Source organism: Streptomyces sp. NPDC004838, from assembly GCF_053600955.1.
Map to the genome: position 1 here is coordinate 1 of NZ_JBSGAW010000004.1, position 15,514 is coordinate 15,514.

At 70.7% G+C, this 15,514-nt stretch carries 12 protein-coding genes and 2 pseudogenes; 8 read left to right on the top strand and 6 right to left on the bottom strand.

Annotation, left to right across the window (positions count from 1 at the left end; genetic code table 11):
* Positions 1–82 (top strand): annotated as a pseudogene (locus tag ACWEFL_RS06145) (DUF5955 family protein); the annotation flags it as partial.
* Positions 83–100: 18 nt separating this feature from the next.
* Here the strand turns inward: ACWEFL_RS06145 and ACWEFL_RS06150 are convergent.
* The 3 genes from ACWEFL_RS06150 to ACWEFL_RS06160 form a co-directional block, all read right to left on the bottom strand.
* Positions 101–871, bottom strand: coding sequence for an SCO2400 family protein (locus ACWEFL_RS06150; RefSeq protein ID WP_451708133.1), 771 nt, complete (start codon positions 869–871; stop codon positions 101–103).
* A gap of 278 nt (positions 872–1,149) precedes the next feature.
* The gene (locus ACWEFL_RS06155) at positions 1,150–1,488 is read right to left on the bottom strand and encodes a hypothetical protein (protein ID WP_451708136.1); all 339 of its coding nucleotides are present in this window, start codon (positions 1,486–1,488) and stop codon (positions 1,150–1,152) included.
* Between the two features lie 26 nt (positions 1,489–1,514).
* Positions 1,515–2,414, bottom strand: a complete 900-nt coding sequence (locus ACWEFL_RS06160; protein WP_451708139.1) for a radical SAM protein — start codon at positions 2,412–2,414, stop codon at positions 1,515–1,517.
* A 755-nt stretch (positions 2,415–3,169) separates the two neighbouring features.
* On the opposite strand from ACWEFL_RS06160, the gene ACWEFL_RS06165 reads away from it, so the two are divergent.
* Positions 3,170–4,390: a helix-turn-helix transcriptional regulator gene (locus tag ACWEFL_RS06165; protein ID WP_451708141.1), complete on the top strand. Its 1,221-nt coding sequence runs from the start codon at positions 3,170–3,172 to the stop codon at positions 4,388–4,390.
* A gap of 109 nt (positions 4,391–4,499) precedes the next feature.
* Here the strand turns inward: ACWEFL_RS06165 and ACWEFL_RS06170 are convergent, their stop codons facing one another.
* A complete protein-coding gene (locus ACWEFL_RS06170) occupies positions 4,500–4,880 on the bottom strand; it encodes a recombinase family protein (RefSeq protein ID WP_451708144.1) in 381 nt (126 codons plus the stop codon).
* 31 nt (positions 4,881–4,911) lie between these two features.
* On the opposite strand from ACWEFL_RS06170, the pseudogene ACWEFL_RS06175 reads away from it, so the two are divergent.
* The 5 genes and pseudogenes from ACWEFL_RS06175 to ACWEFL_RS06195 form a co-directional block, all read left to right on the top strand.
* Positions 4,912–5,262 (top strand): annotated as a pseudogene (locus ACWEFL_RS06175) (VOC family protein); the annotation flags it as partial.
* Positions 5,263–5,332: 70 nt separating this feature from the next.
* A complete protein-coding gene (locus ACWEFL_RS06180) occupies positions 5,333–5,893 on the top strand; it encodes a hypothetical protein (RefSeq protein ID WP_451708147.1) in 561 nt (186 codons plus the stop codon).
* A gap of 376 nt (positions 5,894–6,269) precedes the next feature.
* Positions 6,270–7,313, top strand: a complete 1,044-nt coding sequence (gene mreB, locus ACWEFL_RS06185; protein ID WP_451708150.1) for a rod shape-determining protein MreB — start codon at positions 6,270–6,272, stop codon at positions 7,311–7,313.
* 222 nt (positions 7,314–7,535) lie between these two features.
* Positions 7,536–9,092 carry a GAF domain-containing sensor histidine kinase gene (locus ACWEFL_RS06190; protein WP_451708153.1) on the top strand — a complete coding sequence of 519 codons (1,557 nt, stop codon included), beginning with the start codon at positions 7,536–7,538 and terminating at the stop codon, positions 9,090–9,092.
* Positions 9,093–9,444: 352 nt separating this feature from the next.
* Positions 9,445–10,884, top strand: coding sequence for an acyl-CoA synthetase (locus ACWEFL_RS06195; RefSeq protein WP_451708156.1), 1,440 nt, complete (start codon positions 9,445–9,447; stop codon positions 10,882–10,884).
* 312 nt (positions 10,885–11,196) lie between these two features.
* Here ACWEFL_RS06195 and ACWEFL_RS06200 read toward each other — a convergent pair whose 3' ends face one another.
* Entirely contained in the window at positions 11,197–12,453 is a 1,257-nt protein-coding gene (locus tag ACWEFL_RS06200; RefSeq protein WP_451708158.1) for an MFS transporter, read from the bottom strand.
* A 257-nt stretch (positions 12,454–12,710) separates the two neighbouring features.
* On the opposite strand from ACWEFL_RS06200, the gene ACWEFL_RS06205 reads away from it, so the two are divergent.
* Complete coding sequence (locus tag ACWEFL_RS06205; RefSeq protein WP_451708161.1) at positions 12,711–13,505, top strand: VOC family protein; 795 nt, start codon at positions 12,711–12,713, stop codon at positions 13,503–13,505.
* A 166-nt stretch (positions 13,506–13,671) separates the two neighbouring features.
* Here the strand turns inward: ACWEFL_RS06205 and ACWEFL_RS06210 are convergent, their stop codons facing one another.
* Complete coding sequence (locus tag ACWEFL_RS06210; RefSeq protein WP_451708164.1) at positions 13,672–15,459, bottom strand: RICIN domain-containing protein; 1,788 nt, start codon at positions 15,457–15,459, stop codon at positions 13,672–13,674.
* Between the last annotated feature and the right edge of the window lie 55 nt (positions 15,460–15,514).

Here is a 15,514-nt window from a genome sequence, read left to right on the forward strand (position 1 = left end):
GATCGCGGGCGCGATCGGCTCGGTGAGCGCCCTCGTGCCCGGGTTGATGGAGGTACGCAAGGCCGTGGATCTCTTCGGCGAGGTGACGGCCGATCGGCCGTCAGACACACCACCAGAGGAAGCGTTCACAGGTCTCGACGGGCGTGGGTGCCGGGTTCCGGGGCAACGCCCGAGGCTTGCGGGGGTCGCGGGGGTCCCACGGCTCGTCCGGTTCCTCCGGGTCCTCTGTTTCGGCGGGCGGGGAGGACGCGGTCGGCGAGGTGGAGGCGGAGGGCTTGGCGACCGGCGGTGTCACGGCGCTCGTGGTGGTCGGGCGGGGGGTGCCGGGCCGGGCGGCGGGGGCCGTACCGGGCGGGCCGTTGCGGGACGAGGGGTTGACGGGTCGTACGGAATCGCGTGAGCCCGGTGACCCGGTCGGCCGTTCCGTCACGCCGGCCGGGCTGTCGGGGGTCCGGGGCTGATCCGTGGGGGCGGGAGCGGGTGCGCTCTCGGTGTCCGTGTCCTCCTTGACGGAGGTGGCGGCGCCGTCGCCGCCGTCGAGGACGACTTCGGCGATGCCGAGCGCACCGGCCGCGAGCGCCAGACCGAGGGAGCCGATCACCACGATGCGCCCGCCTCTCCCGGCGGCGCGGCGGCGGTTGTCCCGCGCGTGGGGAGGGGCCTTGCGGCCGGCCCTGCGAGGGGCCGCCTGAACGCCGCGAGCGGACCCCGTGGGCCCGGTGACCGGAGCGGACACCACGTCCAGCTCGAATACGCGGTCCCCCTCGGGCGGGCCGGGACTTCGCTGCCGAAGCTCCTCGGCCGGGGTGCCGCAGCCCGCGCAGGCCAGGGCTCCGTTGAGATGTCGTCGGCACTGATGGCAGAAATCCATGGCGTCCGCAGGCTATGGGGCAGGAGGGACGAGAGGTGACGGGCACTGTGAGGATCCTGTGTGGAGTCTCCACTTCCGTGTGAACGGAGAGTTATTTAGTTGACGATGTGCCCGCTTATCGGGCGGGCGCAGCGGGCGGGATGTCCGTGACGTGACGCTTCTTCCGGTGGGTGAGCAGTTCACCTGGCGGGGGTGAGTTCGCTGGTCGGCGGATAGAGAAGCCCCGCCGCACACCACGAGGGCAGTGCACGACGGGGCCGGTCAGGGGCCGCTGTCGTTCAGTGCGGCGCGGAGGTGGATGCGCGCAGCTCAGCGAGACGGCGTTGGTACAGCGGGCCGACAGCATGTGCACCCCTGGCCTCGCTCGGGGTGGCCTGTTCGATCAGGTGATGGGAAACCGCCCTGAGATGAGCGGCCCAAGCAATCACGTGCTGTTGAGCCGTCCGCCCGCATTCCTGCGGTTCACCGGGGAGGCACAGCGGGAGTTCCGGCCCCAGCTTGTTGGCTGCGTGCCGGACGTACCGAGCGATGGTGAGCCATTCGTCCTCGGTCCGCCGAATGGCGTTGCCTTGGTCCTCCCACCCCCACGGGCCGAAGTCGTCCCCGTGATCGTCCATCTGTGCACTCCCTCGTGATCAGCGGATTAGGCCGGTGCGGCGATGGTATCGGCGCTGTCCGCCTCCCTGGGGTCGCAGTGCCCCACCGAGGGAACGCAGGGACCACAGGGGCCGCACATGGGCAGGAATTGCGGAGGAGTGCACGACTGGACGCCATCCCCGTGCACCGCCGCGATACCGGCCGCGACGTCGGTCATCTGCGCGCCGCCCCAGATATCGGAGATCGGTTTTTCCAGCACGTTGCCCATGGCCAGAAACCGACCGAGGACGCACGGCCACACATCGCCGGTCGGACCGATGGCGCATTTCTCGCGGGCGCAGTGCCCGCACAGATCAGCGATGGTCGGCGCGGCCCCCTGACTCGCTCGCCCGAATGCGCGGGTCCGGTCTCCGCCGACCGTTCCGACACCGAGGCCCGTAAGGTCCTGCGTCGCTTCCTGTACTCGCTGTCCGTCCCGCACGGCGACGACTCCACCCCGCAGCGGAATACCGAGTGCCAGTGCCTTTTGGACGTTGGCGCGCGTCTTCTTGTGTGACCCTCGGAGTTGCGTCACCTGGTCGTGTTCCTCGGCGATGTCCGAGTAGTACGAGGTGGCGAGCTTGACGCCGTACTCCCTGAACGCGTCCCACAACTCCGGGCGGACGTGGGTCATGTTCGAGAACACCTCGATACCGAGGCCCCGCCCGTGAGCATGCTTGATCAACGCGGGCAGGCTCGGGTAGAGCGTCGGCTCTCCCCCGATGAACTGAACGTCCAGGGTTCCCATGTCGGCAAGCTGGTCAATCACGTTCAACCAGTGCCGCACAGTCATGGTGCCGTGCGTGCCCTTGGGCCCGCTGTCTGCGTAGCAGTGGTCACAGAACTCGTTGCAGAGCCCCGTGACCTCAAGCCACGCGAATAAGAGACGGTTTCCGGCAGCGCTCATTGCATCTCCTTGCGACTGTTGGGGTTTGCTGCCCCGCCCCTGCCGAGACTCCGAATTGCGTAGGGAACGGGTTCGGTTACGTTCGGCAGGGGCAGGAGATTGGAGGCGGCCGGTTGCGGCCAGTGTGGGAATCGCCGTTGACAGCGCGGCGACCGTGAAGACGAAAACCGACCACCCGAACCGATGTACATGTCTCACGAGTTGCCCAGGAGCGGAACGCAGTTCGGGCACTCGTCCGAGTGGAGCGGGGACGGGGGATGCGTCGGGCCGGGCAGGTAGACCACACTCGAGGCACGGTCCAGCGCTCCGCCGTACTGATCCCACCAACCGGCTGGAGAGCCCGCGTACGGCGCCGTTGCGGCATTACGGGGGTCGTCACCGCTCCCCCGTCGCTTGCCCCCCTCCGGGTCGGCGCAGTCAATGTGTCGGTAGATCGTGACGGGGGTTCCAGACTGCCGCTCGATCTCCCCACGTCGGCTTCGCTCAAGGGCCTTGATCGGCTTCATGCAAGCCGAGCACGTCCCACCCGAGGGGGCGAACGTCGTGTCCTCCCACTGTCGTGCGTCGGTGTCTGCCGTGGTCACGATCGCCATGGTTGCCATCCCGTCAAGTCCGCTGCTGGTGCAGGGCGTTGGCCTAGAAAAGCGTGACGAGGAGGCGGGAACCACAGCAGAAAGGCCGCAGTCCTGCCGCACCCTGGCCGCACTGGATACGCTGACCAGGGCAGACGCATTCCCGAGAGGAGACCGGCCACAATGACCAGCAGGCGGCGGAGGTTCGCGGATCTCCGGAAAGCGCGCGGATTCAGTCAAGAGGGATTCGCGGAATCGGTCGGCGCTGATCGGTCAACAGTCCAGCGCTGGGAGAGCGGAAAGACCGACCCCCAACCTTGGCAGCGGCCGAAGATCGCAAAGACCCTGTCGATCACGGCGAGTGAACTCGACGCGCTGCTCGTGCCCGACGCCTACGCCCCGCCGCAGTCTCGTACCGGTTGGCTCGCTGTCACACCCCCGGATAGTGACGATGAGTTCGACGCGCTCGAATTGGCCCGGCGGGTATCGGCTAGCGACGTGGGCAAAGAGACGCTAAATCACCTCGAACACGTATTCGATGAATTGGCAATGAAGTACCCTGTGTCTCCGCCGCAAGACTTGATCGAAAGAGTAAGGCGGCATTCCGCTTATGTCGCTCATCTCATGGATGCGCGAATGACCCTTGCGGAACAGCGCCGCCTCTACGTGGTCGGGGGGTGGTTCCAGCTATTGGGGGCCACGCTGCATATTGACCTCAACCAGGAACACTCCGCGACGGCCCGATTGCAGACGGCGGCCACCCTCGCGCAGCACGCGGACCACCGTGAAATTGAGGCATGGTGTTACGAGACTGACGCTTGGCGAGTGCTCACGGATGGCGACTACGCCCGCGCACTGGAACTCTCCCAGATTGCACAGGAGTTGGCACCGGCCGGAACCTCGGCCGCGATCCAGGCGACAGCGCAAGAGGGAAGGGCCAGAGCGCGACTCGGGGAAGGGCCGGAAACGTACGCGGCCATTGACCGAGTTCAGCGCATGTCAGCTGCGATGGTTCCGCGCAAGGGCACCGAGCATCACTACCAGTACGACCCTGGTAAGGCGCTGGCCTACACAGCAACGACGCTCGCATGGGTCGGAGATCCCGCAGCCGAGGACTACGCGCGGCAGGTCATCACGCGGCTCGCTCCCGCTGACGATGCAAAGAAATGGCCGCGCCGGGTGGCTTCCGCGAACATTGATTTGGCGCTGGCATTGCTCGGCGGTGACCGGTTGGACGAGGCGTGCCACGCAGCGCAGCGAGCCATATTGTCCGGCCGTATCGTCCCGTCGAATCACTGGCGCGCGCTGGAGGTGGTCAAGGCGGTTGAGCGGCGAAGGCTTCCGGAAGCCTCGGACTTGCGAGAGGCATATCAGGTACTGAAGACACTCACCCGCGGCGTCTAGCTCTGCGCTTCCATCTGCGCCGCGAGTGCCAGAAGGATTGCGATCAGCTCACCCACGACGTTGGACATGGCGAGCTCGAGCCGGTCCCCGCCCGGACCCTCCGCGAAGATCAGCCGCTTGCCGTGCTTGCGCGCCCACCCCACGAGCGCGGACATGTCGCCACGGACCGGACAACGCGGTCAAGACACCAAAACAGGATCACATCGAAGTCGTCGGGGCGGGTCAGCCACCCGCCCAGTTCAGGACGCTCGATCGGGGTCGTCTTGCTCGCACTCACCCCGAGGTCTACGGCCTCCCCGGTGATGTGCGCGCCGATAGATACGGCGGCCTTGTCGTTCGCCTCCCGCTGACGGCTGATAAAGGTGGTTTCGTCGGTCTCGAACGACAGGCGGATCGCGGACGGTGCGCGGGGCTGGTCATAGGAAGGGTTCACCCCTTCCACGAGCTTCTTGGTGAAGTCGCTACCGCTGACCTGCGTAAACGTCGCCATCGGGCGCGTCCCCTAGAACTGCCAGACACGCGTGTCGGAAGACCCCGAGGGCAACGAGTTCTGCGTGCTGGAGCCTCGGGAGATCTACCAGGGCACCGGGCCGATCGCCGCGGTGGTGGTCGGCTGCGAGGATCCGCGGACCATGGCCCGGTTCTGGGGCGAGACGACGGCCTTGACTCTGCACGAGGTGACCGACGACCATCCGGCGCTGCGCTCCGCCAAGGGTGTCAGCCCGTATCTCGAGTTCCTCCGCACGCCCGGCGTGAAGACCGTGCCGGACCGTGTCCATCTCGACCTGCTGCCGTACCCCAGTCACGTCCGAGCAGCGGAGGTGGCCCAGCCGCGTGCCCTGGGGGCCACCGACCTCGACTTCGGATCGGGGGCGAGATCGGCTCGCTCGCCGACCACAGCTCTCAACGCGCCGGCTGAGGCGCTGAGTCACAATGTCGGGCATGACCGCCGCCGCGCCTCTCGGACCTCTCGACTTCCAGCTGGTGCTGCTGCGCCGGATGGCCGACCACCAGCCGGAGCTCGTCGAGGACGCCCGCCACGCGTTGGGCGTCTCGGTTGCCGAGATGCGTGAGGCGAACCGCCGTTGGCAGGCGATGGTCCACGGCCGGGGCGCGCGGGGCACGCTCTCCCGCTACCGTTCGGTCCTCGGCCCGCCGGAAAACACGGTTCCCCGCCGCATCGGCGACCTCGACTGCGAGGCGCACCTGTGGCCCGTACCTCTCTGGCCGGACCTCCGCTTCGAGGTGCTCGCCCTGAGAAAGGGCGGCGCGGTCTGGAACGAATGGCTCGTACGAGCGCCGGGGTCGGCGGGTCCCGTCCTGCGGACCGTGGAGGATCTGGCTCCCTGGTCCTGCACCGTCGACGAGGCGGCCGCGGCCTTCGCCCCCGCGACCCCCATGGAGGGCTCCGCCCCCACCCGCTGGCACCTCTCCTTGACGCTCCCGGACAAGAGCCGGCGCGTGGCCGAGTTCACCTGGGGCCTGTACCAGCGGCTCCTGTGACTCCGGGGCGGCGGTGGCCTCCGGCCGGGTGTCACCCGTGGCGGTCGACGCGGTCGCCGACGCAGGGCGGGACGCGCTCGATCCGGTGATCCGCGCACGCCAAGCGGCCCACCCCCGGCCCCACCCCCGCCCCAGGTCCGGCCGCGAACACCGGACGGGCCCGGAACGGGCCCGGCTTCGCCCTCGGGCTCCGAGGCGGCCGCTCGCCAGTCGCCTCGCCCGCCCCCGGCGATCGCCCTCGGCGATGGAGTGGCCGATCCTGCTGCCAATGGGGGAACTCGGGTCACTGGACCGACCCAAGCGGACCACCTCAACGCGCGCGGACGCGCGAATCGACCGAGGATGCGATCACGTACCGCACTCGGAAGGATCCGCCGTGACCGTGAGTCTTGAGCAGTTGCGCCGTTGCCACGTCGCCGTCGATCTGGGCGCCGCGCGGACCAGGGTCTTCGTCAAGGGAGCCGGGCTGGTCGTCGACGAGCCGAGCGTGGCCGCGATGAACACCAGGACCGGCGCGCTCATCGCGGTCGGCGCGCTCGCCGAGCAGATGACGGGGCGCACGCCCGAGTACATCCGGGTCGTGCGCCCCGTGTCCGGCGGTACGGTCGTGGACATCGAGATGGCCCAGCGCATGCTCCGCCACCTCCTCGGGGAGAAGCTGCGCCGGCAACTGCGCCGCAAGCCCCGGCTGCGGGCCGCCGCCTGCACCCCGCACGACGCGGACCCGCTCGCCCAGCGCGCCGCCGTGGAGACGCTGGTCGGGCTCGGGGCCCGCAGGGTGGAGCTGGTCGACACGCTGATCGCCGCGGCCGTGGGCTGCGGGCTCCCCGTGGAGCAGCCGACCGCGACCATGATCATGGTGTGCGGCGCGGCTGCGACCCAGGTGGCCGTACTGTCACTCGGTTCGATCGTGACCGCTGAACGCGTCCCCGTCGGCGGCAACGCCATCGACCATGCCGTGATCCAGTATCTGCGCACCCAGCACGAGCTGATGCTGCCCAGCCAGTCGGTACGCAATCTTCAGATCGCCCTGCACGGCAACGGCCTCACCCCCCAGGCCCCGGCGTCGACGGAGATCCACGGCCGCGACGTGGCCACCGGGCTCGCGCGTTCCGTGCAGGTGGACACCGCCGCCGTACGGAACGCGATCCACACGCCCCTGACCTCCGTACTCGACGGTATCGGCAAGGTACTGCGGGACTGCCCGCCCGACCTCGTCGCCGATCTCGCCGACCGGGGCATCATGATGGTGGGCGGCAGCGCTCTGCTCCCCGGACTCGACCAGATGCTCCGCGACGCGACGGGCATGCCGGTGGAGATCGCCGAAAGGCCCGACATCTGCGCCATTCTGGGCCTCGGTGCGATGCTGGAAGGCAAGATCCAGCCGATGATCCTGAATCCGCTGGCCGAGGTCGAGTAGGGAACGGTCAGGGGTGAGAGCGTGAGCGAGGCCGGTTCACTGGCAGGAGCCGAGGCTCAGGCGGAGACCGGGGCGGGGGCGCGGACGGGGGCCGGGGCGCAGGCGGAGACCGGGGCAGGGGCGCGGACGGGAGCCGAGGCTCAGGCAGAGACCGAGGCACAAGCAGGGACTGAGGCACAAGCAGGGACTGAGGCACAGACAGAGACCAGGGCAGGGGCCGGGGTGGACGCGGACACCGCCGGGCCCCGGCTGCCCAAGCTCCTCGAAGCCGTCCTCGGCGTCGGCACGGAACTCGAACTGCGCGCCACGCTCCAGCACCTCGTCGACACGGCGACGGAGCTGGCCGGGGCGCGTTACGGAGCACTCGGGGTCATCGACCCGGAGCGCGAGGTCCTCAGCGATCTGTTCACCTGTGGACTGAGCGACGAGGAACGGGAGCGGATAGGCCCTCTGCCCAGCGGGGACAGCGGAATCGTCGGTCTGCTCATCCGCGACCCGCAGCCGCTGCTGATCGACGACCTCGGCAAGGACCCCCGCTCGTCCGGAGTGCCCGAGGGCCACCCGGAGATGCGTTCCTTCCTCGGCGTGCCGATCCGGGTGCACACCGAGGTCTTCGGCAATCTCTATCTCACCGAGAAACGCGGCGGCCCCTTCACCGAGGAGGATCTCGCGGTGCTGCGCGTGCTCGCCTCCCAGGCGGGAATCGCCATCGGCAACGCCCGGCTGTACGAGGCCGCCCGCCAGCGGGAGCGCTGGATCGAGGGCGCCGCGGCCGTGACGACCGCGCTGCTGACCGGCAGCAGCGCGCAGGACGCGCTGACGACGGTGGCCGAACGGGCCCGCGTTCTCGCCGACGCGTCCGCCGGAGTGGTGCTCCAGCCCACCGAGGAGGGCGGTATGGAGATCGTCGCCGCGTCCACGGTGGACGATCCGGGCGACATCGTCGGCACCACGATCGCGCCCGGCTCACCCGTGCTGGTCCAACTCCTCGGCGGAGAGCCGGTGTTCATCGAGGACTCGGCGACCGATCCCCGGATGACGACGCATGTACGCACCCGCTTCGGCCCCTCGATGATGCTGCCGTTGCAGAGCGGCGGGCGGCTGATCGGCACGCTGGCGCTCCCGCGGCGGCCCAACGGCCGCCCGTACACCGCCGTCGACCGGCTCCTGGCCTCGCAGTTCGCCTCCCAGGCCGCGCTCGCCCTGGTGCTGGCGGACTCTCAGCACAACCGCGAGCGGCTGGCGGTGTACGAGGACCGCGACCGTATCGCCCGCGATCTGCACGATCTCGTCGTCCAGCGGCTGTTCGCCACGGAGATGATGCTGGAGTCCACCCGCAGACGGGCGGCGGCGAGCGAGGCGGGCGAATTGCTGAGCCGCGCCGTGGACGAACTGGACTCCACGATCCAGGAGGTGCGGACCACGATATTCGCCCTCCAGCAGCCACCGGCCGAAGCGCAGACGAGTTTCCGGGGCAGGGTGCTGCGGGAGACCGCGGGCGCCGCGACGCTGCTCGGCTTCCAGCCGTCGGTGCACTTCAGGGGCGCGGTCGACACTCTCGTGAGCCCGCCCGCCGATCAGGAGCTGCTGGCGGCCTTGCGCGGTGCGCTGGCGGCGGCCCACCGGCGGCCGGGCGTCTCATCGATCGAGGTGGTCGTGGACGCGGCGGCCCGGCTGGAGAACGACCGGGCGGGGGTCCGGCTCACGGTCACGGACGACGGTGTCCGGGAGGAGAGCGAGCAGCGCGGGACCGAGGTGACCTGGGAGGCTCCGCGCTAGGGCCTCTCGTTCGGATCTTGCTGCGCTCGCGTGCCCTGGCACCGCGCTCCCTACGGGCTGGTCGCGGCGTACGCGGTGAAGGTGGCCGTCCCTCTGCCGACGCTGTGATCCGAAGCGCCCGGAAGGAGGCGGGCCGGAAGGAGCCGGGCCGGAAAGAGGCGGGTCGGAAGGAGCCGGGCAGGTCTGCTCACAGCGGGATACGGGACGTACGGCCGTCGCGGGATCCCTGCTCCGGGGCGCACGGGAGAATGGGACCACCGCCGGGACCCGGCCGACCGGAACCCCGCCGGTTCCCCTCAAGCCCCCGGAGCCGCCGGGACCCCGCACTCCCACCACATGGAGGACGACGAGAATGACTGACCTCTTCCCTGCGCTGCGCACCGGCTCTGACCGGCCCGCCCTGCGCTTCGGCGAGCGTGCGCTGACGTACGGGGAACTGGCGGACGCGGCGGGCTCCCTGGCCGTACGGATCGGCGGGGCTTCGCGGGTCGCGCTGTGGGCGACCCCCACGCTGGAGACCGCGGTGGGCGCGGTGGCCGCGCTCCTCGCGGGGGTACCGGTGGTGCCGCTGAACCCGAAGACGGGTGAGCGGGAGCTGGCGCACATCGTCGCGGACTGCGCGCCGACGGCGGTGCTGGCCGGGCCCGGGGACGAACTGCCGCAGGCACTCGACGCCTTGGAGCGGATCGAGGCGCCGGTGACCGGGACCGCCGGTCCGCCGCCGGTGGACGCGGGTCCGCTCGCCCCCGCGCTGATCGTCTACACCTCGGGCACGACCGGACCGCCGAAGGGCGCGGTGCTGCCACGACGGGCCGTCGCGACCTCGCTCGACGCCCTGGAGGACGCCTGGCAGTGGACCGCCGACGACGTCCTCGTCCACGGGCTGCCCCTGTTCCATGTGCACGGGCTGATCCTGGGGATTCTCGGGCCGCTCCGCCGAGGCGGGCAGGTCCGGCATCTCGGACGGTTCTCCGTCGAGGGCGTGAGCCGCGAACTGGCGGACGGCGGGACGATGCTCTTCGGTGTGCCGACGATGTACCACCGGCTGGCCGAGGCGCTCCCCGGCGACGACGCGCTGACGAAGGCCCTCGCCGGGGCGCGGCTGCTGGTCTCCGGCTCGGCCGCGCTTCCCGTCCACGACCACGAGCGCATCACGGCGGCGACCGGCCGCCGGGTCGTCGAGCGGTACGGCATGACCGAGACCCTGATGAACACCAGCGTCCGCGCCGACGGCGGGGCCCGGCCCGGTTCGGTGGGCGTCCCGCTGCGGGGGGTCGGACTGCGGCTCGTCGAGGAGGACGGCTCCGAGGTCGCCTCGTACGACGGAGAGACGATCGGCGAGATCCAGGTCCGTGGCGACCACCTCTTCTCCGGGTATCTGAACCGGCCCGACGCGACGGCGGCGGCGTTCGACGGCGACTGGTTCCGTACGGGTGACATGGCGGTACGCGAGGCGGACGGCTCGGTCCGCCTCGTCGGCCGCAAGGCGACCGACCTCATCAAGAGCGGCGGCTACAAGATCGGCGCGGGCGAGATCGAGAACGCTCTCCTCGACCATGCGGGGGTCCGCGAGGCGGCGGTGACGGGCGAGCCGGACCCGGACCTGGGCGAGCGGGTGGTGGCGTGGGTCGTCCCCGCCGACCCGGACGCCCCGCCGTCCGCACAGGCGCTGGCCACGCATGTCGCCACCCTGCTGGCGCCGCACAAACGCCCGCGCACGGTCCACTTCCTGGACGCGCTCCCCCGCAATGACATGGGCAAGATCATGAAGCGGGCGCTCGGCGGGGCGTGACGGCGGGCGCGGTACGAACGGCCGCCCCCCGCCCCCGTCGCACACCGGGCCCGCAGCGCACTCGGCCTGCGGCACACCGGACCGTGGTGCCCCGGCTCGCCCCACCCGGCAGGGCCCGAGCGTCCGCCGGCCCCGCACCCGGCGGGCCGGTCCAGCCGGGCCGGTCCAGCCGGGTCGCGCCACGGGAGCCGGTCCAGCGCGGCCGCGCCCTGGTGTCCGGTCGCGTCGAACGAGGGAGCCTGATCGAAGGAGCCCGATCGAGGGTGCCTGATCGAGGGTGCCTGATCGAGCCGACGGCCGGTGGTCGGCTCGCTACGGCTGGGGATCGCGCGCGTCATAGCGCGCGAACGCCTTCCACCGCAGCCCCAGCAGCGTCACGGCGAGCACGCACGCGACGCCTCCGCCCGTCACCGCCACCGTCGGTGACGTCAGATCCGCCACGCTTCCCGCCAGGAACTCCCCCAGTCGCGGACCGCCGGCGACCACCACCACGAACACGCCCTGGAGACGACCGCGCATCTCGTCGGGAACGGCGGCCTGGAGCATCGTGCTGCGGAAGACCATCGAGACGGTGTCGGAGAAGCCGGCGAGGGTGAGGAAGAGCAGCCCGAGCCAGAGATCGCGGGTGAGGCCGAAGACCGCGATCGCCGTGCCCCAGCAGCCGACCGCGACCAGGACCGCGAGACCATGACGGCGGATGCGGCCCTGCCAGCCGGAGAACACCCCGCCGAGGAGCGCCCCGAAAGCGGGAGCGGCGACGAGCAGGCCGGTGGTACGGGCGTCGCCGTCGTACCAGAGGACGGCGACCGCCGGGAAGAGCGACCGAGGATGCGCGAGGATCATCGCGCAGAAGTCGCTGAGGAAGGTCATCCGCAGATTGGGCCGCGTGGCGAGGAACCGCAGCCCGTCCCGTACGGACGCCTTCTCGCCGTTCGCCCCCGCCGCCCGTTCCGGCAGCATCGACGGCAGCCGCCACATCGCGTACAGGGACGCGGAGAACGCGACCGCGTCGATCGAGTAGGCCGCCTGATACCCCGCGTACCCCACGATCAGACCGCCGAGCATCGGGCCGACGAGCACACCGGAGGTCATGGTCATCGAGTTGAGCGCGTTCGCGGCGGGGAGCTGTTCGGGGGGCAGGAGCCTGGGGATCATCGCGGCCCGCGCCGGGGCGTTGATCGCCGCGCACACCGCCTGGAGCGCGACCACGGCGTACAGGAACCAGACCCGGTGGAAGTCCGAGAAGGCGGCCACCGCCAGTACGACGGAGAGCACTGCCGATCCGCTCGCGCTCATCAGCCCGAGTTTGCGCCGGTCCATCGTGTCGGCGATGGCGCCTCCGTACAGCCCGAACACGACCAGCGGAACGAGCGAGAAGAGTCCGACGAGGCCCACCGCGAAAGTGGAACCGGTGATGTCGTACACCTGGAGCGAGATCGCCAGGGCCGTCATGCCATGCCCGACCCAGGAGACGGTGTTGCCGAACCAGAGCCGCCGGTAGTCGGCGGAGTCCCGAAGCGGAGTGAGGTCGGCGAGTATCCGGGAGCGGGTGGAACTGGACGGCGGCATGGCGCGCAGTATATGGGTGGCCCGGAATGCGCCCCTTACACGGGCCGACGTGAAGCGAATCACCCCCGGCCCCCGGCGCTCCCCCGAGCCCGGCGGTGGCCGTCGGCGCGCGCCGCCGCCCACCCTCGCATAGCGTGAGGAAGCGCATGAATCCGACTCGATGACCCGATAGCCCAGCGGCTCGACGGCTCGACGGCTCGACGGCTCGATCGTCCAGTGGCTCGATGGGTCGATCTCGACACAGATGGGGTGCTCATATGGCTGCGCGACCGGAAGGCACACCGTGCTGGGCGGATGCGATGTTCCCCGATCTGGAAGCCGCCAAGAGCTTCTACGGTGAGCTGTTCGGCTGGACGTTCGGTGAGCGCGCGGAGGAGTACGGCGACTACACGCAGGCGTACGTCGACGGTAAGACCGTCGCCGCGCTCTCCCCTCAGATGCCGGGCATGGAGAGCGTCCCCGCGTCCTGGAACCTCTACTTCGCCACCCCGGACGCCGCCGCCACGGCGGCGAAGATCCGTGAGCACGGCGGCACGCTGATGGCGGAACCGATGGCCGTCGGCGACTTCGGCACCATGGTGACCGCGCAGGACCCCAGCGGGCTGTACTTCAGCGCCTGGCAGGCGGCGAGCCACGAGGGCTTCGAGAAGACCGAAGAGCCCGGCTCGTACGCCTGGGCCGACCTCCTCACCCGGGATGTGGAGAAGGCCGACGCCTTCTTCCCCGCCGTCTTCCCCTTCACCACGAGGAAGATGGACGACGAGGACATCGACTTCCAGGTGTGGACCGTCGGCGAACGGCCGGTTGTGGGGCGGATGAAGATGACGCCGGGCGACTTCCCGGATCAGGTGCCGCCGTTCGTCAATGTGTACTTCGCCGTGTCGCAGGTGGACGACGCGCTCGCCACGGTCGGGAGGCTCGGCGGGCGGACGGTGTTCGGCCCGACGGACAGCCCCTTCGGGCGGTTCGCGACGGTTCTGGACCAGCAGGGCGCGGTGTTCTCCCTCATCGACCCGGAGACCCGTGTGGGTGAGTGGCCCCCCTTCAGCTGAGCGGTACGCGATCCGGGCCGCCCCGCGCCCGAGTCGATCCGCGCGCCAGAGCCGATCCGCGCGCCGCCCGGTGGCCGGACCGCCCCCGCCCAGAGCGAGCGGTGGGCGAACGGTCGCCGCACGGCCGGGGGCCTACGGGGTAGACCCGTAAGCCCCCGGCCCGCGTTCAGCCTTGCGGCGACTCCGGGAACGGCAGCGCCCCGGAGCCGGGCCCCGCCGCGCGCCGGGGCCGTTCGTCCTGATGGGGCACTCCCCTGGTCAGCCGCTGGTCGCTGACGTCCTGGACTCCGGACGGCTGTGACGCCGGCTCCGGAGGGCCCCCTTCTCCGGGCGGCTGCGACGCGGCCGCGCGCCCGGGCTGGGACGGTGCCGACGCCCGGCCCGCGCCGGGGGCCGGCGAGGCGTTCACCTCTTCGGTGTTGGGCGTGCGGGCACTCGGCAGGATCCGGGGAGCGGCGGCAACGTTGTCCGTATCCCACAGCTGTTCCCGCGAGCCGTCACGGACCTTCACCACGGCCGCCGCCCCCGCCTCGGCGGAGACGGGGACGACCGCCAGCTGATCGTTCCAGCGAGGGATCAGCGTGCCCTGGATCGTGAGGTCGTACCGCACGGCGGCCGGATCCGCCGAGGGCTCGTCGCAGGGCCGCAGGACGATGGCACCGTCCAGCCCACGGGAGTTCAGGCACAGCTCCGGCGCCGCGGCACTGCGCAGGAGACCGTCGTTCTCGTACGTCCACTCCTGGGTCGGGGACTCCGCGCAGGCGGCCATCGCCGTCTCCGCCCCGGCCTCCGCCCGGCTGTCGCCGACGTCGAGACAGAGACCGGCCTCGGCGTTGCGCAGATGGGTGTTGAGAGCACCGCCCGGATGCCCCGCGGAGGTCGTCGACGGGCGGGGAGCCGGCGCGCCGGCACTCGGGGTTCCGCCGGCCTCGGGCGCCGAGGAGGCGCTCGGCACGGGGCTCGCGCTGCCGGTGCCGTCGTCCGCCCACAGTTCGGTGACGACCGTCGCGACGACGAGGAGACCGGTGACGACGCCGAGGCCGGTGACGACGGCAGCCCGGCCGCGGCCCGAGAGCCCGCGCCCCGACAGTCCGCGGCCACGGGGGGAGACGGCCGGCAGTGCGCGCTGACGCCCGCCGCGCGAGTGCCGTCCGGTCCTGCGCACCGCGCCGCGTACGCCCCCGCCGTCGGCCTCGAAGCGCTGACGGTTGCGGGCGGGCCGTGAGTCGACATAGGGCTGGGCGGCCCAGCCGAGCAGCCCCTCGGCGAGCAGCATGGTCAACCGGCCGCCACTGTGGTCGAGTTGCTCGACGGCGAGGCGGCAGTGGCGGCAGCCGACCAGATGCACCTGAATGTCAGGCATCAGAGTGCCGCCGCGCCGCATGGACACGTCGAGGAGTCGGTTGTAGTGACGGCATTCCGGGTCCGGCGCCAGTTCGAGATGGAAGCGCAGGACGCCCGCCCGGAACAATTCCCTGGCCTGTTCGAGCTGGGCCGAAGCGGAACGCGGATCTATCGCCAGCAATCCCGCGGGTATGGATATGCCCTCCCCCTCCACCTCGGCATGCCAGAGCAGACATTGGGCCGGGCCGGGCATGGAGAGGAATGACCGGGAGACCAGACTTCGATTCTCGGCCAGAGTGAACATGTCGACAGGGACCGTGCGACCGGTCTCGGGATTCTGCAGATCGGGCAGCGCGGTGACCCGGCCGTCGGAGGCCCACGCCTTGGCGATATGCCGCGCGGTGACCAGGAGAAGTGGACGGAGTGCGGCCGTCGTACGGGTCTGCCGGAGATTCTCCAGGACCTTGCTGAACGCGGCCGTGGCCAGCATGGACGCGGCCTTGGGCGAAGGCGTCCCGATCGACGCGTAGTCGAAGAGGGACTGCCAGTGCCTCGCCAGCAGTACGGCCGTCGGACGGGCGTCGTCGTCCGCGTCTCCGGTCCGCAGCACGGCCGCAACAGCCTCATCGGAGATCCCGGAACCTGTACCGGAATCCGTACGGGTG